The organism is Rhodococcus sp. WAY2, from assembly GCF_009859915.1.
GTDB classification, from domain to species: Bacteria; Actinomycetota; Actinomycetes; order Mycobacteriales; family Mycobacteriaceae; genus Rhodococcus_F; species Rhodococcus_F oxybenzonivorans.
Map to the genome: position 1 here is coordinate 3,954,931 of NZ_CP046572.1, position 23,873 is coordinate 3,978,803.

General features: G+C 65.4%; 19 protein-coding genes. 9 read left to right on the top strand and 10 right to left on the bottom strand.

Going from position 1 to position 23,873, the window contains the following annotated elements:
• Positions 1–3: 3 nt before the first annotated feature.
• The 4 genes from GFS60_RS18180 to GFS60_RS18195 form a co-directional block, all read right to left on the bottom strand.
• Positions 4–786: an alpha/beta fold hydrolase gene (locus GFS60_RS18180; protein ID WP_236603191.1), complete on the bottom strand. Its 783-nt coding sequence runs from the start codon at positions 784–786 to the stop codon at positions 4–6.
• A gap of 78 nt (positions 787–864) precedes the next feature.
• Complete coding sequence (gene catA, locus GFS60_RS18185) at positions 865–1,713, bottom strand: catechol 1,2-dioxygenase (RefSeq protein WP_159923322.1); 849 nt, start codon at positions 1,711–1,713, stop codon at positions 865–867.
• 21 nt (positions 1,714–1,734) lie between these two features.
• On the bottom strand, positions 1,735–3,351 hold the full coding sequence (locus GFS60_RS18190; RefSeq protein WP_159923324.1) for a 4-hydroxyphenylacetate 3-hydroxylase family protein: 1,617 nt from the start codon (positions 3,349–3,351) through the stop codon (positions 1,735–1,737).
• 20 nt (positions 3,352–3,371) lie between these two features.
• Positions 3,372–3,944 (bottom strand): flavin reductase family protein, encoded by a 573-nt coding sequence (locus GFS60_RS18195; RefSeq protein WP_109335408.1) that lies wholly within the window; start codon positions 3,942–3,944, stop codon positions 3,372–3,374.
• A gap of 240 nt (positions 3,945–4,184) precedes the next feature.
• On the opposite strand from GFS60_RS18195, the gene GFS60_RS18200 reads away from it, so the two are divergent.
• Complete coding sequence (locus GFS60_RS18200) at positions 4,185–5,132, top strand: AraC family transcriptional regulator (RefSeq protein WP_159923326.1); 948 nt, start codon at positions 4,185–4,187, stop codon at positions 5,130–5,132.
• 137 nt (positions 5,133–5,269) lie between these two features.
• Positions 5,270–6,694, top strand: coding sequence for an HNH endonuclease signature motif containing protein (locus GFS60_RS18205; protein WP_201453398.1), 1,425 nt, complete (start codon positions 5,270–5,272; stop codon positions 6,692–6,694).
• An 11-nt stretch (positions 6,695–6,705) separates the two neighbouring features.
• Here the strand turns inward: GFS60_RS18205 and GFS60_RS18210 are convergent, their stop codons facing one another.
• The 3 genes from GFS60_RS18210 to GFS60_RS18220 are packed head-to-tail and all read right to left on the bottom strand — an operon-like array spanning position 6,706 to position 9,510.
• A complete protein-coding gene (locus GFS60_RS18210; RefSeq protein WP_159923328.1) occupies positions 6,706–7,914 on the bottom strand; it encodes a cytochrome P450 in 1,209 nt (402 codons plus the stop codon).
• Positions 7,915–7,937: 23 nt separating this feature from the next.
• Positions 7,938–9,302 (bottom strand): NAD(P)/FAD-dependent oxidoreductase, encoded by a 1,365-nt coding sequence (locus tag GFS60_RS18215; protein WP_159923330.1) that lies wholly within the window; start codon positions 9,300–9,302, stop codon positions 7,938–7,940.
• A complete protein-coding gene (locus GFS60_RS18220) occupies positions 9,292–9,510 on the bottom strand; it encodes a ferredoxin (protein ID WP_159923333.1) in 219 nt (72 codons plus the stop codon). The genes GFS60_RS18215 and GFS60_RS18220 overlap by 11 nt, the downstream gene beginning before the upstream one ends.
• Before the next feature lie 425 nt (positions 9,511–9,935).
• Here GFS60_RS18220 and GFS60_RS18225 point away from each other — a divergent pair, with 425 nt between their 5' ends.
• Positions 9,936–10,154: an ANTAR domain-containing protein gene (locus GFS60_RS18225; protein WP_236603193.1), complete on the top strand. Its 219-nt coding sequence runs from the start codon at positions 9,936–9,938 to the stop codon at positions 10,152–10,154.
• Positions 10,155–10,208: 54 nt separating this feature from the next.
• On the opposite strand, the gene GFS60_RS18230 is transcribed toward GFS60_RS18225, so the two are convergent.
• The gene (locus tag GFS60_RS18230; protein WP_159923337.1) at positions 10,209–10,562 is read right to left on the bottom strand and encodes a TraR/DksA family transcriptional regulator; all 354 of its coding nucleotides are present in this window, start codon (positions 10,560–10,562) and stop codon (positions 10,209–10,211) included.
• Positions 10,563–10,650: 88 nt separating this feature from the next.
• Here GFS60_RS18230 and GFS60_RS18235 point away from each other — a divergent pair, with 88 nt between their 5' ends.
• The 4 genes from GFS60_RS18235 to GFS60_RS18250 all read left to right on the top strand — a co-directional run bounded on the left by GFS60_RS18235 (position 10,651) and on the right by GFS60_RS18250 (position 16,355).
• Positions 10,651–11,796 carry a lipase family protein gene (locus tag GFS60_RS18235; RefSeq protein ID WP_159927322.1) on the top strand — a complete coding sequence of 382 codons (1,146 nt, stop codon included), beginning with the start codon at positions 10,651–10,653 and terminating at the stop codon, positions 11,794–11,796.
• Positions 11,797–11,961: 165 nt separating this feature from the next.
• Positions 11,962–13,599 carry a sigma-54-dependent Fis family transcriptional regulator gene (locus GFS60_RS18240; protein WP_159927324.1) on the top strand — a complete coding sequence of 546 codons (1,638 nt, stop codon included), beginning with the start codon at positions 11,962–11,964 and terminating at the stop codon, positions 13,597–13,599.
• Between the two features lie 114 nt (positions 13,600–13,713).
• Positions 13,714–15,222: an aldehyde dehydrogenase family protein gene (locus tag GFS60_RS18245; RefSeq protein WP_159923339.1), complete on the top strand. Its 1,509-nt coding sequence runs from the start codon at positions 13,714–13,716 to the stop codon at positions 15,220–15,222.
• A gap of 23 nt (positions 15,223–15,245) precedes the next feature.
• Positions 15,246–16,355, top strand: coding sequence for an NDMA-dependent alcohol dehydrogenase (locus tag GFS60_RS18250; RefSeq protein ID WP_159923341.1), 1,110 nt, complete (start codon positions 15,246–15,248; stop codon positions 16,353–16,355).
• A 34-nt stretch (positions 16,356–16,389) separates the two neighbouring features.
• Here the strand turns inward: GFS60_RS18250 and GFS60_RS18255 are convergent, their stop codons facing one another.
• Both GFS60_RS18255 and GFS60_RS18260 read right to left on the bottom strand, forming a co-directional pair.
• Positions 16,390–17,394 (bottom strand): LLM class flavin-dependent oxidoreductase, encoded by a 1,005-nt coding sequence (locus GFS60_RS18255; RefSeq protein ID WP_159923343.1) that lies wholly within the window; start codon positions 17,392–17,394, stop codon positions 16,390–16,392.
• A gap of 97 nt (positions 17,395–17,491) precedes the next feature.
• Entirely contained in the window at positions 17,492–18,475 is a 984-nt protein-coding gene (locus GFS60_RS18260) for an LLM class F420-dependent oxidoreductase (RefSeq protein ID WP_159923345.1), read from the bottom strand.
• A 111-nt stretch (positions 18,476–18,586) separates the two neighbouring features.
• On the opposite strand from GFS60_RS18260, the gene GFS60_RS18265 reads away from it, so the two are divergent.
• Positions 18,587–23,017 carry a non-ribosomal peptide synthetase gene (locus GFS60_RS18265; protein WP_159923347.1) on the top strand — a complete coding sequence of 1,477 codons (4,431 nt, stop codon included), beginning with the start codon at positions 18,587–18,589 and terminating at the stop codon, positions 23,015–23,017.
• A gap of 31 nt (positions 23,018–23,048) precedes the next feature.
• Complete coding sequence (locus tag GFS60_RS18270) at positions 23,049–23,825, top strand: RsiV family protein (protein ID WP_159923349.1); 777 nt, start codon at positions 23,049–23,051, stop codon at positions 23,823–23,825.
• The last annotated feature ends 48 nt before the right edge of the window (positions 23,826–23,873 follow it).

Here is a 23,873-nt window from a genome sequence, read left to right on the forward strand (position 1 = left end):
CACTCAGCTGTCGATAGTCCGAATCCAGTCGGTGAGCGCCCGCACAACCTGTGCGGGCACTTCCGGCAGTAGTGCGTGACTGGCGTTCGGGATGACGGACACGGTGACCACTTCGCCCAACTGGTCCCGCAGTTCGTTCGCCGTCTCGCGGGGTCGAAACGGGTCCAGAGCTGCCTGAAGGTCGAGGATCGGCTGATGCGCCACGGCCCACCACTTGTCTTTGGGTGTAGCGGCCGAGGCTGCGAGCTGCCGCTTCGACACGTCCGGGTACCAGCCGGTGAGCCACTCGGCGGGGTCGTTGCCGGGTGCGAAGAACCCGGTCTGCAGATGGCGGAGCCGCTCGGATTCGGGCAGGGACGAGTCGGCGCACTGCACCGCCAGCGTGGTCAACTCGGCAGGGTAGTGCCGCGCCCCACCGGCCGCGACCACGACGCCGCGCACCAGCTCGGGCCGGTCGGCGGCCAGCATCCGGGCGACGTAATGCCCGAAGGCATGGCCGACCACCACTGCCGCGCCGTTGTCCTGTGCCTCGATCACTGCCGCCACGTCGGCGGCGAGGTCATGCAAGGTGATGTTGTCGAGCGGCCCTTCGCTCCGGCCGATTCCGCGGGGCTGCGGGCGGGAGACGCGGTACCCGTTCCGCGCCAAACCCTCTGCGACGTCGTCATAGTCGTACGATTCGCGGCCCAGTGAGGGCAGCAGAATTACCGACGGACCGTCACCCTCGACGACGACCTCGATCACCGCGTCGCTCGTGTGCACGAACTCGGTCGTTCTGCCTGTCATCATGCTTCCTGTCCTGTACAGCAATGCCCCGGGTGAGGCGATGCGAATCGTCTCACCCGGGGAAATGGTGGGTGGGTATCAGTCCGTGGCGGGATCGAGCGCGAAGTCGTAGTCGACCACCTTACGTCCCGCATCGTCGATCACTGGATCGAGCAGCAGTTCGGGTTTGGTCGCGGTGGCGACATCGTCGTCGACCCAGTCCCCACCGGCAAAGTACAGCTGCGTGATGATCGGCTGCTTGCCGGGAGAGGTCACCCGTAGGTGGAGGTGCGCCGGACGCCACGGGTGCCACCCGGCAGCCTCGATGAACTGGCCGGTGGGTCCGTCGGTCGGGATCTGGTACGGCGCAGGCTGGATCGTCGTGATCTCGTATCTTCCCTCCGAGTCGGTCACGATGGTTCCGCGCAGATTCCACTCGGGGAGGTGCGGGGCGAACTGGGAGTAATAGCCTTCGTCGTCGGCATGCCACAACTCGATGGTTGCCCCGCTGAGTCCTGCGCCGTCCAGGTCGGTCACCTGACCCCGGAGGACCAGCGCCGGGTGCGCCCGATCTTCGTCACGCATCGGAAGCGTGCACCGGGCCGGGAGCTGTGGGGCTCCGGGAACGTAGTACGGACCCTCGATGCTTCCTTTGGTGCCCTTGAAGTTCCGCGAGTTCACCTCTTCGATGTCGTGCTCGACGAACACGTCGAGAAGTAGCGGCCACTCACCGCCCTCGCCCACATCGATGAGCCACTGCTTGAGGACGCGGTACTCCGAATAGGTGACGGCATGCTTCTTGATCAGCGCGCTCAATCCGGCGAGCGCCTCGGTAGCGATGGCGGACAGACGCTCCGGCGAGGTATCGGCCGTGAATCTGGCGCCCTTGAATTTGTCCGTCGCGGCGTTGCCGGAGCCGACCGCGGTGGGGCTTTCGGTGGTGGTCATTTTCACTCCTGGTCTGAGGGGCTAGCTGCGGCCGAAGTAGGACACGTCGTCGTTGCCGATCAGGTCCGGCACTGTCCAGCCGTCGAGGTCGTACTCGGCCAGGCACTGCTCGGCCAGACCCTTCATGGAGCTGACGGTTCCCCGGTTCTCCGCGAACATGAGCAGTTCCGCCTTGACGCCCTCGTGGTTGCCGGCATAGTTGCGTTCGTACAGTTCGTGGCGGCCACCGAACTCGCTGCCGATCGAATCCCACAGCGCCTTCATGATTTTCACGCGGTCGACCGCGGTCATGCCCTCCGACCCGCGGACGTACTTGTCGAGGTACGGCCGCACGTCGGGACTCTTGAAGTCGGCGGCCGACGACGGCAGGTAGATGAGCCCGGATGCCACATCCTGCTCGATGATCTCCTTGATGCGGGGGTAACCCTGCTGCATGAACATGCGGTAGGTGAGCCCGTACTCGAGCTTGGGGATGACCGTGTCGCCCACCCACGGCTCCGGGTCGCGGACCATCGATTCGGTGAGGGACCAGAACAGGTTGCGCCAGCCGATCACTTCACCCACGCGGGTCTGCACGCCTCTGAAGCCGCCCGCTCCGGTGGCGTCGAGCGCCTTCATCAGAAGTCCGGCGATGAAGTCGAGCTTCACGGCGAGTCGCGTGCACCCCTGCAGGGTGAAGCGGGGCAGGAAGCCCGACTGCGGGAAGAAAGCGTTGATCTTCTCCACGTCGCCGTACATGAAAACGTTCTCCCACGGCACGAGGACCTTGTCGAAGACGAAGATCGTGTCGTTCTCGTCCATCCGGCTCGACAGGGGGTAGTCGAACGGACTTCCCATCACCGCCGCCTGTTGCGTGTAGGACGTGCGGCAAATCAGCTTCACGCCCGGGGCGTCCATCGGCACCGTGCAGATGAGCGCGAATTCCTTCTTCTTGATCGGCAGGCCGTAGTGGGCGATGAAGTTGTAGTTGGTGATAGCCGAACCTGTGGCCACGACCTTGGCGCCGGAGACGACGATGCCCGCGTCGGTTTCCTTCTCCACCTTCATGAACACGTCACCGACCTCGTCCGGCGGCAGCTGCCGGTCGACCGGCGGGTTGATGATCGCGTGGTTCCAATACAGGACCTTCTCCTGCGACTCCTTGTACCAGCGTTCGGCGTTGTCCTGGAACGGTGAGTACAGCTCCTTGTTCGCGTGCAGGGTTCCGAGGAAGGAGGCCTTGTAGTCGGGGGACCGGCCCATCCAGCCGTACGTCATCCGTGCCCACGTGGCGATCGCGTCGCGGTCCTTCAGCAGGTCGTCCGAAGTCTTCGACGCCCGGAAGAACGGCATGGTGACGCCGCCGTTTCCGGTGTCGGTGGGTGTCGTCAACGTGTCGACGTGCTCGCCGGTATGCATCGCGTCGTAAAGTCGCGCAGTCATGCGGATCGGGTTGCGGAACGCGGGGTGAGTGGTCACGTCCTTGACGCGATCCCCGTGCAACCAGATCTCTCGGTCATCACGCAACGATTCGATGTATTCGTCGCCGGTCATCGGCCGCGACGCGAAGTTCTTCGTGCGGTTGGCCTCGCTGTCGGCAGCCACGTTGACCTTGGTGCGGTCGACGGCGGTCTCGGGGGCGGATTCGGTGGTGGTCATGGTGTTCCCTTCGATCAGAATTACGAGGCAGCCTGGGCGAGTTGCAGATGGAGTGGAGTGAACGAGGCGGCGGCGTCGAACCATCCGCTGTGGGGGTCGTCGAGGCAGCCGTTCCACGCCGTGGTACCCGAAGTGGCTCCCAGGTCGTGAAAAGTGCTGCGGTAGAACAGCAGCGGGTCTTTGGTCGAGTCGACGGACGCGTCGACGATCTCGCCGATGAAGATGATGTGGTCACCGCCGTCATAGGAGGCCCAGGGCGAGCAGATCAGCGTTGCTGCGTTGCCCGACAGTGCGGGAGCAATACCCGAGGAGTCCCACACCGGTTCCGTCCGTTGCGGCTTCCCGGCGAAGTGCATGGCCGTGTCGAGTTGATCGGCGGCGAGGATGTTCACCGCGAACGGTGCGTCGGTCAAGTAGCCGCACGCCTTCGACTTCCGGGTCAGCGTCACCTGGCACAGCCGAGGCTCGATCGAGATGGCGGTGAAGGCCGTGACAGTGGCTCCGTGCGGAGTGCCGTCTGCGTTGGTGCACGTGATCACGGTGACGCCGCTGGCGAACTGGCCGAAGATGTTACGCAGAGTGCGTTGATCCATTTCGAGACCGCCTTTCTGCACGATTCGTGCGAACGCCCCTGCATTTCCAGGGCATGCACACAACATATGACGGCCGTCACAGCCCGTCGATCCGCATTGCGAAGGCCCGATCCGGATCGCGAAAGAGAGTTGCCGGGGTCGGCGCCCACGCCCTTGTAGTGACGGACGTCACAGGCGATGCTAAGGTCGGAAATTGCCCGTGCGCGGCCGTAGCGCGAGGTGAGAGGTCTGGAAGCAGGCATGCGAGAACAGCTTGTAGGTTCGGGTTTCACGGACTGGGACGAAGTCCACGAAGTGGTGGCCGACGCGTACTTCCCTCACGACCTGCGGCCGCTGTCCCGGGACGACGCGGCAAGGTCATCGCTCGAGTCCACCGAACTCGGCCCCTCCCGGCTCGCACGAATCGGGTTCGGCGCGGCCGTGTCGATCGAATCCGACCACCCGGGCGCATACGGCATCAACATCCCGCTGGCCGGCCACATCGTGTCCGTCACCGGTGCCAGGGAAGTGACCTCGACGCCAGGATTCGCGACCATCTGCCCACCGGACACCCGCACCGTGATCACCGACTGGAGTAGCTCCTGCGAGATCATCGGTTTCAAGGTGGAGCGCGACTATTTGCAGCGGGAGATGGATCGCGTACTCGCAAGGCCGGGCCGGCAGTTGCCGCGGCAACTCGATCTGCGGTCCGGCGCGGGCGCCGAATGGCTGGGATTCGTCCGATCCGTCGCCGACCAGGCGTTGCACAACAGCATCCTCCTGCAGAGCGAGCAGGTGTCGCGGCAGCTCTGCGGTGCACTCACCACCGCGCTGGTGCTTGCTGCGATGCCGGATGACGACGCCGGCGCATCGGGTATCCGACCGCGCATAGTCAAACGGGTGGTCGACGCGATCCAACAAGACCCCGCCCGCCCCTGGACCGCGGGCGAGATGGCCGAACTCGTCGACGTCAGCGTCCGCCGCATGCAGCAGGGATTCCGCGAATACGTGGGCATGACGCCGATGGAATATCTCAGCGACGTCCGGCTCGAGCGCGTCCACGCAGATCTTTGTGCAAGCAGCTCTCCTGCAACGGTTTCCGACATCGCTTCGCGCTGGGGCGTCATGCACACCGGCAGATTCGCGGCCGCCTACCGGCGCAAGTACGGGGTGACGCCGTCCGACACCCTGCGGGGTGGGGAGTCCTGAGGGTTACGTGGTTCAGCCTGCTCATCGTGATTGATTGGCGGAACGTGTCGGACCCCTGGGGTAGTGTTGCACTCATCAGTTCGACTGGGGGGTCGGTGATTAGCACAGTGTTCGATAGCTCAGTGTTGAATAGTCCGGTGGCAGAGCAGCTGTCAACGTTGTCCGCGTCTATCGACGTGCTCCTCGAAAGCGATTTGACGGCACTGCGCGACTCCGACGTGCTCGAGGCCATGCGGCGATTGGAGCGGTCGCTGCGCCGCGCCGACGCGGTGTCGCATCGGTTGGTCGTCGAGAGTGTCGAACGCTCGATACCGGCCGAGCTCGGATACAACTCGCCGAACAAGTTACTCGTCGATGTTCTCCGTGTGTCTGCGGTGGACGCATCCGCCCGCGTCACGGCAGCGCGGAACCTCGGCGTGTGGCATACATTGTCCGGTGATTCAATCGACCCAGCACTGCCGGAAACCGCTGCAGCGCAACGTGAGGGGGACATCGGTCCCGGACATGCGCGCGCAGTGGCCAAGGTGATGCGGAAGATCCCGCACGCTGTCGGCAACGACGGCGTCTCCCACGCCGAATCGATCCTGGCCCAGCTGGCGCGAACCGGGACACCCGAGGACGTCGAGCAGGCCGGGCACCGGATCCTCGCGTACCTCAACCCAGACGGAAACCTCGGTGACGACCGTGACCGCAAGCGCAGACGCGGCATCTCGCTCGCGCGGCAGGATTCCGAACTGATGTCGAGAATTTCCGGTGAACTCGATCCCACGGCGCGGGCGTTGCTCGACCCGATCCTCGCCAAATGGGCCCGTCCCGGAATGAACAACCCCGACGATCCGGAATCACCGACGGGTGACAGCGAAGACCCCACACTCGATCGCACAGCACTCGCAGCGGCGGCGGCGCGCGACACCCGCTCCGCGGCCCAACGTAACCATGACGCGTTCAGTGCCATATTCCGGGCACTGCTCGAAACGGGGGTACTCGGCAGACATCGTGGCCTGCCCGTCACCGCGATCATCACGATGACGCTGGATCAACTCGAAAAGGCCGCAGGCGGTCTCGCGACGACAGCGAGCGGTGGCCTCCTACCCCTCGAGGACGCATTGAAGCTCGCCGAGCATGCTCATCCAGTTCTCGTACTGTTCGACCATTCCGGTCGTCCTCTGCGCCTCGGCAGACGTCGCCGGCTCGCCAATGCCGATCAGCGGCTTGCACTGATCGCTGCCGACGGTGGATGCACCCGCCCGGGATGCGCCGCGCCGGCCAGTCTGTGCGCGGTCCACCACGTCACCGACTGGCAGAAAGGCGGCGGGACCGACATCGACAACCTCACCCTCGCATGCGATGCGTGCCACGCACAGGTCAACGATGGCTCAGCCGGCTGGAACACCACGACAACCCGGCCTGATTCAGAATTCCCGGGCAGGACTGAATGGATCCCACCACCGCAGATCGATCCCACACGAGCTCCGCGAATCAATCACCGGCACCACCCCGGTGAGTTGATCGAGCATGCGCGAGGCCGGAGTCTTCACCGAACGGAGCGAGGTGCAGGATGATGCAGCAGAAATTATCCGCAGTCCACCATGAGGTGCCGAGGACCGCGCAGCACCGGGTTGGGTCGGTACGGCGGCGGGTCCTCCACGAGGCGCGGGTTCGGGAGTCGGCGGATCAGTTCATTGAGCGCCATCTGACCTTCGAGCCGGGCGAGTGGTGCGCCGAAACAGCTGTGTATGCCGCTGCCCAAGCCGAGGTGCTGGTTGTCGGCGCGGTCGGGAACGAACCGATCGGGGTCGGTGAACCGCTTCGGATCCCGGTTGGCGGAGGCCAAAGCCAGGACGATCGGTGAACCCTTCGGCACGGTCACGCCACCGACCTCGATGTCGACGATAGGGGTTCGCTGGGGAACCAAATGGACGGGCGGTTCGAACCGCAGCAACTCCTCGACCGCCAGAGGCATCAGCTCCGGGTGGCGCTTCAGGCGGTCCAGCTCGCCCGGATTGCGGAGCAGGGTGAGCATGCCATTGGTGATGAGATTGACGGTCGTCTCATGGCCCGCGATGAACAACATGATCGAATTGGTGACCAGCTCGAGGGTGTCGAGACCGCCCTCATGGTGATCGGCCGCCAACCCGGACAACATGTCGTCACCCGGATTCTTTCGGCGTTCCTCGATCAGCCCGGCCATGAACATGCCCATTTCCATCTGTGCCTGCTGAGCTGCCTTCATCTTCGCGTCGCTGTCCGAATCGCGGGTCGGTTCGATGGAGGCCACCAGCGCATCCGCCCACACGTGAAAACGCGGTTCCTCCTCGCGGGGAACACCCAGCAGTCGGCAGATCACGGACACCGGGAAGGGGTACGCGAAGTCGTCGACGAGATCGATGCGGTCCTTTCCCTCGAGGTTGTCGACAAGGGTGGTCACGAGGTCCGCGAGTTCTCCGCGCATGGAGTCGACTCTGCCGGGCATGTGTGGCGGTCCGAACTGCCGCGTCGTCAATCGCCGAAGCCGGTCGTGCTCGGGCGGGTCCAAACGGATGAATGCGGGCCCACCGTTGTCGGCCCGATCGGCCCCGGGCATTCCTGCACGGCGGTTGTGCAAGTCGGAACTGATTCGCGGATCGTGCAGCAACGCGGCGACGTGGTAATACCGTCCGACGAGGTAGGAACCGTTGTCCTGCAGTGCCGCCGGTGTCTCACGAAGTTCCTCGTACAAGGGATACGGGTTCGCTCGATTCGACTGGTCGGTGATGCGTTCGAGCAACTGCGCACGCGACATGGCGAGTCTCCCTGTTACTTCGGTTACTTCGGTGCCGAGACGAACTCGACGTGGCGCTCGGTGGGCAGGTGTCCGGTCACAGACACGGTCGGGCCGTGGCTCAGAATGGCGGGGTCGGGCAGCTCCGACGACCGCACCTCCCAGGGATCGGTCCGGTCCATCACGGCGAAGTCGGGCGGAAAGGCAGCCGCCGATTCGATAAGGTCACGGTAGAAGTCCAGCCACCTGCCGTGGTTGAACGCGACTGCCGCGGTGAGGCGTCCACGGAAACCGTAGGCTGCTACGAATCGACGTTCCTCAACCGAACCCTGGGTGACGACCACCTGATCGGAATAGGTGGGGATACCAACCGATTTGATGTTGACCCCGAACTGACTGGACCAGAATGCAGGAATGTCGAGATGAGGGCGGCGGTGCAACCCCTCGTGGATCATGTTGTGGGCAGCCACTTCCGCTTGCCCGATGGCATTGCCCCAATGCTCGAGCGCGATCAGTTGGTAGTCGTAGAGCGGATGTGGTTGCCGGGCAATGTCACCGGCCACGAATACGTTGTCGGTGACGAGCCCGTTGAGGTCGAACGCGCGGCAGCCGGCGTCGCAGGCCACGCCCCGTGGTCCCGCGGCGAGACCGGACCCGGCCAGCCATTCGGTGTTCCGGATGCTGCCCTGAGCGACGACGGCCACATCGACGTCGAGGGCTGTTCCGTCCGAGAGGTGTGCCCGGCGCAGTCGGCCCTGCCCGTCACCTTCCAATCGCGCAACGGTGATGCCGCAGCGTAGGTCGACACCGTGGTCGCGCTGCATGTCAGCCGCGACCGCCGCGACAACCCCGCCGAGGGCGCCCACCAGGGGTGCCGGTCCGCGTTCGGTGACCGTGACCGACAACCCGCGCTCGCGGCACACCGATGCAATCTCCGAACCGGTGAATCCGGCACCGATGACCAGCACATGACCGGGACCTGCAGACAGCCGTTCGTCGAGGCGCCGCGAGTCGTCCAGGGTGCGAACCGTGAAGACACCGTCGAGGTCGCTTTCCTCCGGTTTCGGCCAGGGGCGTGCCCGCACTCCGGTCGTGAGCAGAACCTTGTCGAAGGGGACGCTGTCGCCGTCGCCGAGCACGACCCGGTTGTCCTCGAGGTCCAGCGCGGTTGCCGGGACACCGAGTAGCCACTTGGCGTCGAGGTCGGTTCGGGCGGGCAGCGTCGCATGTTCGGGCGGCATGATCCCGAGCAACACCGCTTTCGACAGTGGCGGCCGATCGTACGGTTCGTAGGGTTCGTCACCGATCATGGTCAGTGGGCCGTCGAACCCCAGTCGTCGTAGCTCGTCGGCTGCGCGCAAGCCGGCGAGCGATGCACCGACGATAACGACCCGCATGTCACTGCCCATGCGACTGCGGCCGAATGTCGGTGGTGATGGCCTGCACCGGGCAGGCGGCCGCGGCCTGCGCGACCCGCTCGCGTTCGCCGTCGTCCGGTCCGGCGTCGTAGAGAAGGGACTCCTCGCCGTGCAGTGTGAAGACACGCGGTGCGAGAAATACGCACTGTGCGTATCCCTGACACCGATTGAGGTCGACGACGAGTTTCACGTCCATCACCCAATCCTGAACAGTTCCGTTGCCGAGGCGTCCACAGGGACAGCGCGGCGCACGGCCGCCCCGTTCGAAACCGGCGAAAAAGCCGCCGGTTGTCAGTATCCCGGAGCGGACGGTCTGTACGGTTCGGATCCGCTGTTCTGGAGTTGTTCAGAACTGCCGTACCCATCCTCCCGCACGCGTGCGGGGAATACCGCCGAGTAGAACCCCGCGGTAAGAACGGCGGTTACAAGTAGTTTCAGAGCGGACGGATGTCACTGTCCGGAAACAACTTTGGCTGTTGCGGGGAAATGGGCGACGAATCGGCACCGATCGTGATGTGATGTGCCCACACATGATCGGAAAACGCCGAGCAGCGACAACTCAGGGGCGAAAGATTGACAATTGAAGCTCACCGCGACACCCGCGAAACGCGCCACCTTTCCGCGTTGGATGCAGCGATAGACATCCTGACCGACGCGCGAGGGGACTCGTACAGCCCGGACCAAGCATTCGACGAACTGCTCGACACCTCGATGCGACATCAGGTGGATATCGGAGACCTGGCGGAAGCACTTGCCGATCTTGCGGAGGGCGTAGATCCGCCCGACGGTCATCGCCGAGCACGCGAGGTGGCAGGCCGGGCGTGGGCCTCGATCCTCCACTGACCTCGATCCTCCACTGATTTCGATCAAGCGCTGAACGGGACTACGGCACGCGCGTCAGCCCGAGCACTCGATGCAGGTGCGGACGGCGGGAAGTGCGTCGAGCCGGACGTCGGCGATCGACCTCCCACACCGGATGCACGTGCCGTAGGTTCCGGCATCGACTCGCGCCAGCGCGGCCGTCAGCTCCTCCACGTCCCGGCGTGCGTCGGCGAGCAGGGCCGAGACCTGGGCCCGTTCGAACGCGATGGTCGACCCTTCCGGATCGTGCTCGTCGTCGTCCGTGGTGAATTCCGATCCTTCGACGATGGCGGTGAAGCGCCTGCTCAGCGACGCGAGCCGGCGCTCCGCATCGGCCTGTTCGGCCAAGATCCGGGCGCGGTAGTCGGGAGCAGACGAGTCGAGCGTCACGGCGTCGTCCTCCGATGGTCGATGGAAGTGCTGGTGTCGACGGTATAACCCCTTCTACGGTGAGTCGGTGAAGAGACCCCTCATACGTATGTCACGGGCGGCCGCGAGTGTGACCGTAGCCTCCCTGACGATGGTCGGCACGTGCCTCGCCGCCCCTTCCGCGTTCGCAGACGATGCCGCCGGGGCACCCGGTGATGTCGTGGAAGTGGCTCCGCTCCCATCCGCTCTATGGATTCCCGGTGCCGCCGACGCGCAGCGCATCACCTACTGGTCGATCGGCCCGGACGGCGATCCTGCACTCAGCACCGGGGCGATGTACGTGCCCCCCGGCGAGGCGCCCGACGGTGGCTGGCCGGTGGTCGCGTGGGCGCACGGCACTTCGGGTCTGGCCGATCACTGCGCTCCCTCTCTCGTCGGGCCGGGCCTGCCCGAGCGGGATTATCCGTATCTCGGGCGCTGGCTCGAGCAGGGATATGCCATCGTCTCCACCGACTATGTCGGGCTGGGCACGCCGGGAGTGATGCCCTATCTCGACGGCAAGGTAGAGGCGCACAGCGTCGTCGACTCCGTGAAGGCTGCGCGCGCCGTCGACGAATCACTGTCGAACAAGTGGGTGGTGGTCGGCCAGTCTCAGGGCGGCGGCGCCGCTGTCATCACCGGGCGCTATGCGACGGAGTACGGCGGGAAGTCGCTCGACTACCGCGGCGCCGTCGGTACCGGCGTTCCCGCGAACATCGAGTTGGCATTGCTGCCGCTCGGTCCCGGAGTTCCCCCGACCGCCATTCCGGCAGGGCTCACGTCGTATCTGTTCTACATCCTGGCCGGCCTGCGCTCGGCTCATCCCGAGATCGGCCTCGACGCCTACCTCACCCCACTCGGTGCGCAGTATGTCGACGCCGCCGAGCAGTTGTGCGTCCACGAGATGCACGAGGCCGCCGAGGGGGTGATCGTCGGTGACCTCTTCAGCAAGCCACTGAATGAGATCCCGAACTTCTACCCGTTGTTGGTGGACTACATGGGTGTGCCCACGAGTGGTTACGACCGCCCGCTGTTCATCGGGCAAGGACTCACGGACATCGACGTTCCTGCTCCTTCGGCGTTCTCCCTGGTGGCGGCACTCACCGCGAACGGTGAGCCGGTGACGTTCAAGACCTATCCCACCGATCACAGCGGCACGTTGATCGAGTCGCAGGCGGACACCATCCCGTTCGTGAGAGACCTCTTCGCCGGGTAGCGGCATGTGTGCAGATCTCGGACACTTGCGTCCCCGGACGTGCGGCACTATGGCGTGGGTCACAGACTGTCAGTACGTTCAGGAGGGGTCGCGCGTCGTGTGCACGGCCCCGGACAGGCCAAGGAGGCGAGGGTGGAATTCGGCGGCTCGACCGGGTCTGCGGCAATGCGGCCCGAAATCGCATTGTCGTGGAAGCGGTCGGCGCTCAGCGGCCTCGAACCGAGTTCGACACCGGACGCCGACCCCTGCAGCGACCTTGACGGATCCAGCCGGTTACTGCAGGCCGCGCGGCCCATCCTCGCCGAAATGGATTCCCAGATCCAGGGCACCGGCTTTTGCGTTCTCCTCGCTGACCGCGACTGCCGCATAGTGGCCAGGCTCTTCGACGGGGCCAAGGTCGAACGGATGATCGACGCCGCCGGCGCTGTGCTGGGCACACGATTCGGTGAGGACTGTGTCGGAACGACAGCGCTGGGCACGCCGCTCGAGATCCGCCGTGGCGTCGTCATTCACCGCGACGAGCACTACCTCGAACGGTTCAAGGACTTCAGTTGTTACGGCCACCCCATCGTCCATCCAGCGACTCGCCGGGTGGAAGGCATCCTCGACATGACGGGGGTCGCCGCCCGGGCGAACCCGCTCTTCGCCCCGTTCCTCGCGCGCGCGGCGAGTGACATCGAACGACGCCTGCTCGAGGGGTCTCGGGTGTCACAACAGCGCCTGGTCGACGCGTTCCAGCGCATCTCGCCCCAGAATCAGCTCGCGGTCACCGCGATCGGCGAGGACATCCATCTCAGTAATCGGGTCGCGCTGGACCTTCTCCAGGTGGCCGACCATGCGACGCTCCGGAGCATGGTCGCAGATCTGCGTCCCGATCAGTCGAAGACGGCTCGTATTCGACTGTCGTCCGGCGAAGCAGCACTGGTGCAGGCCGACTACGTCGAGGGCACGGAGGGCGGGGCGGTGTTCGTCGTCCGCCCGGAACATCGGACCAGCACGCCGATTCGCCGCGGGAGGTTGGCGTCCAGTTCGGTGCTGCAGCGCAGTAGGTCGGAACTCGCACGGCTGCGGGACACCAGGGAACCGGTGGTCATCAGCGGTGAGCCGGGCACCGGCAGAACCACCGCGATTCGCGACCTCGCCGGTGACAAGTCGCTCGTATGTATGGACGCTGCGGGCATCGCGCTCGACGGCACGCAGCGATGGCTCGACAGGCTCGTGACGCTGGCATCCGGTTCGGTGGACGTTCTCGGGATCGAAGAGGTGCAGCTGCTTCCCGAGTCGATGCAACCGCTTCTCGCGAAGATGCTCGAATCGGAAGCAGGGCCGCGCATCGTCCTGACGAGTACACCTCTGGACAGTGTCCCACCGAGCGTTGCCGGGTTGATCGGTCGGTGTTCCGGACAGGTAGTGCTCCCGCCGTTGCGGCAACGCAGCCGCGAGTTCGCGGACATCGCGCAGGCGATTCTCGACTCGCTGGAACCCGGATTGCGCCTCACGGCAAGCACGATCGAAGCGCTCGTGGCCCGCGAGTGGCCCGGGAATCTCGCCGAGCTGTCCGTCATCCTGCGGACTGCGGCGCGGCGACGCACCAGCGCGAACATCGCTGTCTCCGATCTGCCGGAGTCGTATCGGACGCCGCAGCGAGTGACCCGTCTCGCCGGACGTGAGCGCGCGGAGCGGCAGGCCATCATCGACGCGCTGCAGGAATGCGGGGGCAACAAAGTGCACGCCGCGAACGCGCTCGGTATCAGCCGCAGCACGCTGTACACCCGTATGCGCGCGCTCGATATCACTGTCTGACAGCGCTTCGCGCATACCGTCGTCGTACGGCGAAGTGTCCGGAGTCAGGACAGTTAGTGACATTGCCGTCCGTGCACTATGGGCTACGTCACATTCACGACTTCGGAGGTTTTGATGACAGCGACGATCGAGCCGAGCCAGGCAGAACTCTTGCCGGCAGTACGGAACTTCCTGTCCGGTACCAAAAAGTTTCTGGTCGGCGGGCAGTGGGTGGAATCGGCGACCGGTGAGACTTTCGAGACCATCGACCCGGCGGACGGTCAGGTCCTGACCACGGTAGCCCGCGGCGGAGCCGAGGACATCGATCGCGCAGTTCGTGCCGCCCGCAAAGCATTCGACGAAGGTCCCTGGCCGACCATGAAGCCGAACGAGCGGGAACGTCTCATCTGGCGGGTCGGTGACATCCTCTCCGAACGCGCCGACGAGTTCGGCCAACTCGAGTCGCTCGACAACGGCAAGTCGGCGGGCATCGCTTCCGCCGTCGACGTCGCCTGGTCCGCGGACATCTTCCGGTACTTCGCCGGCTGGGCCACCAAGATCGAGGGCAGCACGGTCAACGTGAGCATGCCTTTCGTCCCGGGCGGGCAGTTCCACGCCTACACCCTGCGTGAGCCCGTCGGTGTCTGCGGCCTCATCGTGCCCTGGAACTTCCCGCTGCTGATGGCCGCGTTCAAGCTGGCGCCCGCACTGGCGGCCGGCAACACGGTAATCCTCAAACCCGCCGAGCAGACACCACTGACCGCCCTGCTGCTCGGTGAAGTGTTCGAGGAGGCAGGCTTCCCGCCCGGTGTGGTCAACATCGTCACCGGGTACGGCGACGCCGGCGCGGCACTATCCGCCCACGACGACGTCGACAAGATCGCGTTCACCGGCTCCACGGAGGTGGGCAAGAAGATCGTCGACGCCGCCAAGGGCAACCTCAAGAAGGTGTCCCTCGAACTCGGGGGCAAGAGCGCCAACGTCGTGTTCGCGGACGCCGACTTCGACGCCGCCGTGACCGGTTCACTCAACGCCTGGCTGTTCAACCACGGCCAGTGCTGCGTCGCAGGCACCCGGATGTTCGTCGAGGACAGCATCTTCGACGACTTCACCGCTGCGGTGGCCGAGGCGGCGTCGCAGGTCAAGATCGGCCCCGGTCTCGATCCCACCACTCAGCTCGGACCGCTGGTGTCGCAGGAACAGTTCGACAAGGTGACCGGTTACCTGGCTGCGGGACTCGCCGACGGCGCACGCGCCCTCACCGGCGGAAAGCGCTGGGGCGAGAGCGGGTTCTACGTCGAACCGACCGTATTCGTCGACGTGAAACCCGAATTCAGCATCGTCGAGGAAGAGATTTTCGGCCCGGTCGTAGCCGCTCTGCCGTTCAACGCGCAGGAAGGTGTGGCCAAGGCCGCCAACAGCAGCATCTATGGCCTCGCCGCCGGCATCTGGACCAAGGACCTGTCCAAGGCGCACCTCACGGCCCGTCAGTTGAAGGCCGGTTCGGTATGGATCAACCAGTACAACGGATTCGACACGGCAATGCCGTTCGGCGGGTATAAGCAGTCGGGCTGGGGTCGTGAGCTCGGTGCCACCGCCATCGACCTCTACACCCAGACCAAAGCCGTCAACATCGCACTCTGATCGTCACTCGTCGAGGAGAAGACATGAAGACAAAAGCAGCCGTCCTACTCGGACCGGGCAAGCCCTTCGAGATCATGGAACTCGAGCTGGACGGTCCGGGGCCGGGCGAGGTTCTCATCAAGTACACCGCCGCCGGTCTGTGCCATTCGGACCTGCACCTGACCGACGGTGACCTGCCGCCGCGCTACCCGATCGTCGGTGGGCACGAAGGCTCCGGCATTATCGAAGAAGTCGGGCCCGGGGTCACGAAGGTCAAGCCCGGCGACCACGTCGTCTGCAGCTTCATCCCGAACTGCGGAACGTGTCGCTACTGCGCCACCGGGCGTCAGAGCCTCTGCGACATGGGCGCGACCATCCTCGAAGGGTCGATGCCGGACGGATCGTTCCGATTCCATTCCGGCAAGGACGATTTCGGTGCCATGTGCATGCTCGGCACCTTCGCGGAGCGCGCCACCATCTCGCAGCACTCGGTGGTGAAGATCGACGAGTGGCTGCCGCTCGAGACCGCGGTCCTCGTGGGCTGCGGCGTCCCGTCGGGCTGGGGAACTGCGGTGTACGCGGGTGGCGTCCGGGCCGGCGACACCGTCGTCATCTACGGCATCGGCGGGCTCGGCATCAACGCCGTGCAGGGAGCGGTCAGTGCGGGAGCCAAATACGTCGTGGTCGTCGACCCGGTGCCCTTCAAGCGTGAGACGGCGCTGAAGTTCGGCGCCACACATGCATTCGCCGATGCCGCTGAGGCCGCCGCAAAGGTGAACGAGTTGACGTGGGGGCAGGGCGCGGATCAGGCACTGATTCTTGTCGGAACCGTCGACGAAGAGGTAGTGCAGAACGCGACCGCCGTCATCGGCAAGGGCGGCACCGTCGTCATCACCGGTCTCGCGGATCCCACCAAGTTGACGGTGCACGTGTCCGGCACCGACCTGACGCTGAACCAGAAAACGATCAAGGGAACCCTTTTCGGCTCCGCGAACCCGCAGTACGACATCGTCCGGCTGCTGCGCCTCTACGACGCCGGACAGCTGAAGCTCGACGAGCTGATCACCACCAAGTACACCCTCGAGCAGGTCAACGAGGGGTACCAGGACCTGCGGGACGGCAAGAACATCCGCGGCGTGATCGTGCACCAGTAGGCGGCTTCGCCGCTCGTGCGCCTTTCTGGTTGTGCTAGCTACCAGAAAGGCGCACGGGCGCGGAGCGCCACACGTCGGCGAGGAGGTCATACGACTTCAGCCAGGACTCGGTGTCCTCGGCCATCGAGGCGACGATCAGCTCGTCGGCCTGTGCGTGCTCGGCGAACTCGTCGAGGTACGCCTTGACCTCGGTCGGCGTTCCGACGGCGGAGTAGCGCACCATCTGGGTGATCTGCTGACCTGCGGGTGAGGTCATGATCAGGTCGACTTCCTCGGGCGTGAACTTCTGCCCGCGGCCGACCATCTGCACCACACGACGCCGCAGTGAGGACTCGAACTGCCGATGGGCCTCCTCGCTGGTGTCTGCGGCGATGGCATTGACGCCGGCGATGACGTACGGCTCCGCCAGCTGTTCGGACGGCTCGAAGCGCTCCCGGTACAGAGTCACGGCGTCGACCAGGGAGTCGGGGGAGAAGTGGGACGCGTTGGCGTAGGGGAGTCCGAGCTTGGCGGCGAGCTGAGCACCGAACAGCGAGGAACCGAGAATGTAGAGGGGGACGTTGGTGCCCTTGCCCGGGATCGCGTCGACCCCGGGAACCCGGGACTTGCCTGCCAGGTAGGCCTGGAGCTCGAGAACGTCCTGCGGGAATCGGTCGGCCGACGCCGGGTCGCGGCGCAGCGCGTACATCGTCTTCTGATCGCTACCGGGGGCGCGTCCGAGTCCGAGGTCGATGCGACCGGGGTGCAGGGTCTCGAGGGTGCCGAACTGTTCGGCGATGGTCAGCGGGGCGTGGTTGGGCAGCATGATGCCGCCCGCACCCAAACGAATGGTGCTGGTGTGTGCGGCGACGTGGGCGATGAGCACGCTCGTCGCGGATGACCCGATCGATGCCATGTTGTGGTGTTCGGCGTACCAGATGCGGCGGTAGCCGCGCGTCTCCGCGAGCTGGGCCAGCGCCACGCTCGCCTCGAAGCTGTTCCGCGCCGAGTCGCCCTCGCGGATATGGGCCAGATCCAGAATCGACAGCGCAGCACTCACGGACTTCGTCACCTTTCGTCACCGAACAGGCGCGAGACGTTAGCCTCGCGCACTACCTCCGAAGTCCAACCGCGGAGGCAGTGCGCGTATTCCTGGGTCAGCCGCCGACCAGAGGGCGGAGTGTGCGGCCGGTCAGCTCCACGATGCCGGGCTCGTGCCCGTTCACCACGAGGTTGAGGACGATGCCGTCGATGCCCTTGTCGAGAACGCGGGTCTGGATCTGCTCGGCCACCTCGTCCGGTGATCCGCAGAACTGCCGCTGGGTGGCCGCGGCTCGCTCTTCGTCGGAGGCGGTGGAGAGGTCGACGCCCTGCGTGAGCAGGAATTCGTGCTGGAGCTGTCGGGCGCGGTCACCGCTCTCGTCGATGATGACGAAAGCCAGGTAGCTGGTCTCGAGGGTGGAACGGTCGCGCCCGACCTCCTCGCAGCGTGCGTCCAGGGCCTCGAGCTTCCGCGGGATCTCCGCCGCGTTGCAGATGATGTTCAGGTGGTGTGCGTACTGGGCGGCCAGCCGGAACGTTTTCTTCTCGCCGGAACCGCCGAGGAGGATCGGCAGGTCGTTGCGGATCCGGGGTTCGTTGATGGCGTCTTCGACGTGGTACCACTTGCCGTCGAAGGTGGGACGCTCTCCCTGCAGCATCGGCGCAATGATCTGCAGTGCCTCGTCGAGGCGCTCGAAGCGGTCGGTGAACGTTCCGAATTCGTACCCGAACTGGCGGTGTTCGAGTTCGAACCAGCCGGCCCCGATACCGAGGACGGCGCGGCCGCCGCTGACGACGTCCAGTGTGGACACCGTCTTCGCGAGCATGGGTGGGTTGCGGTACGTGTTGCCGGTGACGAGCGCGGACAACTGAATGGTCTCGGTGGCCGTGGCGAGAGCGCCGAGGGCGGTGTAGGCCTCGAGCATCGGCTCGTCGGGCTTGCCTATCCCGGGCAACTGGTAGAAGTGGTCCATCACGAACGCGGTGTCGAAGCCGGCTGACTCGGCCTCGCGCGCCTGCGCGATGACCGTCGGGAAGAGATCCGCGACGGAGTCGGAGTAACTGAAGTTCGGCATTTGGTAACCAAGGCGAATAGTCACGCGCTCGACGCTACCCGGATCGCGGCGAAGGCACCCCTTTTATTTCGAGGTGGTACTTGTGCACCCTGGGGTGACTGGTGAGGGGTGCGGCAGGCGCGCACACTTGTGGCAATGACCACCGCCCTGCCCTTGACCGCCGCGCAGCGGTCCATCTGGTTCGCGCAGCAGCTCACGCCGGAGATCCCGTACGTCATCGCCCACTACGCCGAGCTGCACGGGCCTGTCGACCTGGCTGTTCTCGGTGACTGCACCCGTCGCGCGCATCTCGAATTCGGTTGGGGAGCAATCCGTCTCCTGGATGTCGACGGGCAGCCACATCAGGTGGTCGACCCGACTGTGGTCGATCGGGTGCCCACTACCGACTTGAGTGACGAGAACGACCCCGTCGAAGCGGCCCACCGGTGGATGCACCACGACCGAAGCGCGCGCACGGACATGTACGACGGGTCGCTCCTCGCGTCACATATTCTGCAACTGGGAGACGAGCACTACTACTGGTACTCGCGAGCGCACCACATCGCGTCGGACGGGTACGCCGCGATGATGCTGATGAGCCGCACCGCCGAGCTGTACGTCGCCGCTGTCGCGGGCAGGGAACCGCCGGACTGCCGCGCCGTGGGACCGGATCGCGTCATCCAGGAGGACGCCGCCTACCGCACCTCCACCCGGTTCGTCCGGGACCGCGACTACTGGCGGGAGCAGGGCAGCGATCTCCCTACGGTCGTCGGATTGAGCGGACGCGCCGCGCGTTCCTGCCCGACCGCCCGGACTGCGACCGGACACGCGGCTCGAAGCGTGAGTTCGCGCAATTCCACGGCGGTGACGGTCGCCGCCTTCGCCTCGTACCTCGCCAGGATGACCGGCAACGACGACGTGGTGCTCTCCCTGCCGGTATCGGCGAGAACGACGGCCCGTCTGCGGACTTCAGGAGGATGCGTCTCCAACGTCATTCCGTTGCGACTCAGGGGTATCGGCTCGGGCACGGTTCGGAATGCGGTGGCAATGACCGAGGCTGCAGTGACGGCGGCCCTGCGCCACCAGCGCTACCGCCGCGAGGACATCGGCCGCGACCTCGCCTCGGGCGGAGTGGAACTCATGCATTTCGGCCCGGTGATCAACCTCATGATGTTCAAGAAGATCACGCTGGGCGCCGTGCAGGCAACGGTTCGGGTCCTCACCACCGGTCCGGTCGCCGACCTCGCCGTCAACATCTATCCGGGATCGTCGGAGCGTGCCGCCCGAATCGACTTCGAGGGGAACTCGTCCCTGTACGGTCAGGCGGAACTGGCCGGGCACCACAACCGATTCCTCGCCTTCCTCGACCGGTTCACCGCCTCGATCGAGTCGGAATGCCTGATCTCCGATCTCGATGTCTTCCTTGCCGGTGAACACGAGAAATTAGCCCCCGCGCAGGGGCTTCCGGATGTCGTCCCGATGACACTGGACCGTCTCCTCGCGGGGTCCGTCGCCGATGATCCCGAGGCTGTCGCGATACGCGACCGGGGGCGTGAGCTGTCCTACGGTGACCTGGACCGCGTCGCCGACCGGCTCGCTCGGGAGCTGATCGGCAGGGGTATCGGTCCCGAGAGCTTCGTCGCAGTCTCCGTCCCCCGGTCCCTCGAATCGGTGCTGGCGTTGTGGGCGGTCGCGAAGGCCGGCGCGGCCTATGTTCCGATCGACCCGGCACATCCGAGCGCCCGTGTCGCCTATTGCCTGGCCGACTGCGGCGCGACGCTCGGGTTGACCGTTCGTTCGGAGCTCGATCGTCTACCCGACACGGTTGATTGGCTGACTATCGATATCGATAACCCCGAAGAGTATTGTCCGAGAACATTGTCCGGGACGACCAGCAATGTGGAACGAGTGAGTCCCCTGCGTCTGGACCACCCCGCCTATCTGATCTACACATCCGGGTCGACCGGGGCGCCGAAGGGCGTCGTCGTCACGCACCGCGGTCTCGCCAATCTGGCGCAGGAGATTCGGGACAAGTATGCGGTGTCCACTCGTTCTCGTGTTCTGCATTTCGCCTCACCGAGTTTCGACACCGCGCTCGTCGAAGTGCTCGCGGCGTGTATCGGAGGCGCAACGCTCGTCGTGACCCCTCCCGGCCACTTCGGCGGCGACGAGCTGTCGCGATTGCTGCGCGAGGAACACGTCACCCACCTGTTGACGACGCCCTCCGCCCTGGCGGCGATCGACTCCGCCGCGAAAAACGAGCTGGAGTTGGTGCTGGTCGGAGGCGAAGTGCTGTCCCCGGAGTTGGTGCGACGCTGGGCTGGTGGCCGAGAGATGCGCAACGCGTACGGTCCGACGGAGACGACATGCAGTGTCACTCTGACGGAGCCGATGTCGCCGGACGGAAGAGTGACGATCGGCGGTCTCATGCGCGGTGTGGACGCGGTAGTTCTCGATCATCGCCTGCGTCCGCTGCCGCCGGGTGCGGCCGGTGAGCTCTACCTCACCACGGCAGGCCTCGCCCGGGGATACCATCGGCGGTGCGACCTGACCGCCGCACGATTCGTCGCCGATCCGTTCGGCGACAGCGGATCCCGCATGTTTCGCACCGGCGATGTGGTGCGCTGGACGGTGTCGGGGACTCTCGAGTTTCTCGACAGGGCCGACGACCAGATCAAGATCCGTGGGTTCCGGGTCGAGCTGGGTGAAATCAACGCCACGTTGAACACTTATCCGGGCGTCACCTATGCCACGACGATGGTGCACAGGAACTCGGTTGGCGATCCGAACCTCGTGTCCTATGTCATGGTCGAGGGAAACGCGCCGATCGATCGGGAAGCGTTGAAAACGCACGCGGCGCGATTCCTGCCGGACTACATGATTCCGAAATCGTTCATGCTCGTGCATTCGATTCCGTTGACACCGACGGGAAAGCTCGACCGGTCGGCGCTACCCGTTCCGGAGTTCGGCTCGGATTCGGTGCCTCATCGCGACCCGGAGACACTCGCCGAGCACTGCGTCGCCCGGGTTTTCTCCCGAGTACTAGGGGTGGATTCGGTGGGCGCCGACGATTCCTTCTTCGACCTGAGCGGCGACTCGTTGTCGGCCATCCGAGTGGTCGGGACGCTCAACGCCGAGCTGGGCACAACGCTGGGTGTGCGAGAACTGTTCGATGCACCGACGGTCGCAGCACTCGCACTGTCGATTACGGACGCTTGTGAACACCCGTCGCGAACTCAGGCGCTGGGGGCACCGAGATTGGGCGCCGCAGGATTCCAAGGCGGCCAGGGGATGCCCGAGCTCGTGCCGCTGTCTCCCTCTCAACAATTCATCGACCGCACGCTCGTGGATCCCGCTCTCCACAACATCCCCTTCACGGTACGAGTGCGTGGGCCGTTCGATGCCGAAGCATTGCAGTCGGCGATGGCAGACGTCCTCCACCGGCATCGCTCGCTGAGAACCGTGTATCCGGACTCGCCGGCGGGTCCGTACCAGCGCGTGCTCGACGTGGTCGACGCCGTGCCCGACCTGTCGCCGGTGCCCGCCGACGACACGGATGCGGAGGACCAGACATCGGACCTGCTGACGGCGGGATTCGACGTGCGCCGCGACCCTCCGCTCCGCGCCCGGCTCTTCCGTCTGGGCGACCACGACCACCTCTTGTCCTGCGTCCTCCATCACATCTGCGCGGACGGATGGTCCCTGGCTCCCTTGGCGCGCGACCTCGCCGACTCCTACCGTTCCCGGGCGATGGGCGGTGAACCCCAGTGGGAGCCTCCGGCCGTGCACTATGCGGACTACACCATGTGGCGTCGAACGATGCTCGGGGACGAGAACGACCCCGGCAGTGTCGCGTCGAAGCAGATCGGCCACTGGACGAAGGAACTGTCGGGCCTTCGCGGAGAACTCGCGCTGCCCACCGACCGCCCCCGGCCGTACCGGTGGACCTATCGAGCGGGGCGACTTCCGTTCACCCTCGACGAGCATGCGCATCGGGGGCTGCTCGCCACCGCGCACGAACACCACGCCAGCCTCTTCACGGCGCTCAGGTCGGCCGTGGCGGTACTGCTCGCCCGGCTCAGCGGCGATCCCGACATCGCGATCGGAACCCCGATCGCGGGCCGGGGAGATCCGGTGCTCGACGACGTGGTGGGAATGTTCGTCAACACACTGGTTCTGCGAACCCGGGTCGACCCGAGCATGACACTGTCCGACATCGTCGATCGATCCCGCGACGTGGAGCTCCGTGCCCTGGCGAATGCGGATGTGCAATTCGAACGGCTCGTCGAGGTACTCGACCCACCTCGGTCGGGGTCGCTGCACCCGCTCTTCCAGGTGGCGCTGTCGCTGAACAACTTCGCTCCGGCGGCCTTCGACGTCTCCGGGCTCGACTTCGAGGTGACTCCGCGGCCACTCGACATCGCCAAGTGCGATCTGCACTTCCACTTCACCGAGCGACACGACGCCGACGGAAAGCCCACCGGGATCGACGCCGAACTCGTGTATTCCGCCGACCTCTACGACGCCTCCACCGCACAGGATTTCGTCGACACGCTGCATACCATCGTCGACCCGATTGGTAGGTGACCTCACGGAATCGGCGTGATAGAGATACCTCATGAGCGGCATCCGGAGAATTGGTCGGGGAGTAGCGCTCGCGGCGGTCGTCCTCGCGCTGGCCGCCTGCTCCGGCCAGGAAGGAACGGCGGTCAGTGAGCCGTCGACAACGACGGTAGCCCCGGCTTCGGACACGGCAGGCGCCGAGGCGACGACGCCCGCGAGCCTGCCGTACACGGAGACCGAGCTGCGGGTCGACGGTTCCACCGGCCGCGTCACCTACGACGTCGTCATCCCACAGATCGAGGGCGGGGATCCGGCGGTCACCGCCGAGTTCAACGAATCGATGCGGGCCGCACTCCAGGACCAGATCGACGGTTCGGGCACCGACGCCTTCACGCTCAGCAGCCAGGAGCACCAAGTCGCGCACATCGGTGAGCACGTGATCAGCGGGTTGCTGGTGACGTCGTGGAACGCCGATCCACCCGGTGCGCATCCCACCCCGATCGTCGCGACGGTGGTCGTAAACGCCGACACGGCCGCGCCGATCACGCTCGCCGATCTCTTCCCAGATCTGGATGCCGGTCTACGGAGGTTGTCCGAGCAGTGCGCAACCCTGCTGCCGGCCACGGCTGCCGGCCCTGAGTTCGACCGCACCGGCATCGAGCCCGTCGAAAAGAACTTCGCAAACTGGCTCGCGACCCCCGCCGGGATGGAAATTCACTTCGACGACTATCAGGTGGGGCCGCACGCCGTCGGGCTGGTAACCGTCACCGTCCCCTGGGACGTTCTCGGTGACGTGGTCGATCCGCAGCTGGCCGACGTGGTGTCGAGTTAGTCCGCGCGCCGTCCATCCGTGGTAGAACAGGTATCAGTTTTGGTACCC

What these genes read in the sequence shown, in the direction of transcription:
- GFS60_RS18265 (WP_159923347.1), top strand. Translation starts at nt 18,587, where the DNA reads ATGACCACCGCCCTGCCCTTGACCGCCGCGCAGCGGTCCATCTGGTTC.
- GFS60_RS18210 (WP_159923328.1), bottom strand. Translation starts at nt 7,914, where the DNA reads ATGTCGCGTGCGCAGTTGCTCGAACGCATCACCGACCAGTCGAATCGA.
- GFS60_RS18270 (WP_159923349.1), top strand. Translation starts at nt 23,049, where the DNA reads ATGAGCGGCATCCGGAGAATTGGTCGGGGAGTAGCGCTCGCGGCGGTC.
- GFS60_RS18195 (WP_109335408.1), bottom strand. Translation starts at nt 3,944, where the DNA reads ATGGATCAACGCACTCTGCGTAACATCTTCGGCCAGTTCGCCAGCGGC.
- GFS60_RS18215 (WP_159923330.1), bottom strand. Translation starts at nt 9,302, where the DNA reads ATGGGCAGTGACATGCGGGTCGTTATCGTCGGTGCATCGCTCGCCGGC.
- GFS60_RS18235 (WP_159927322.1), top strand. Translation starts at nt 10,651, where the DNA reads ATGTCACGGGCGGCCGCGAGTGTGACCGTAGCCTCCCTGACGATGGTC.
- GFS60_RS18250 (WP_159923341.1), top strand. Translation starts at nt 15,246, where the DNA reads ATGAAGACAAAAGCAGCCGTCCTACTCGGACCGGGCAAGCCCTTCGAG.
- GFS60_RS18180 (WP_236603191.1), bottom strand. Translation starts at nt 786, where the DNA reads ATGACAGGCAGAACGACCGAGTTCGTGCACACGAGCGACGCGGTGATC.
- catA (WP_159923322.1), bottom strand. Translation starts at nt 1,713, where the DNA reads ATGACCACCACCGAAAGCCCCACCGCGGTCGGCTCCGGCAACGCCGCG.
- GFS60_RS18190 (WP_159923324.1), bottom strand. Translation starts at nt 3,351, where the DNA reads ATGACCACCACCGAATCCGCCCCCGAGACCGCCGTCGACCGCACCAAG.
- GFS60_RS18200 (WP_159923326.1), top strand. Translation starts at nt 4,185, where the DNA reads ATGCGAGAACAGCTTGTAGGTTCGGGTTTCACGGACTGGGACGAAGTC.
- GFS60_RS18240 (WP_159927324.1), top strand. Translation starts at nt 11,962, where the DNA reads ATGCGGCCCGAAATCGCATTGTCGTGGAAGCGGTCGGCGCTCAGCGGC.
- GFS60_RS18245 (WP_159923339.1), top strand. Translation starts at nt 13,714, where the DNA reads ATGACAGCGACGATCGAGCCGAGCCAGGCAGAACTCTTGCCGGCAGTA.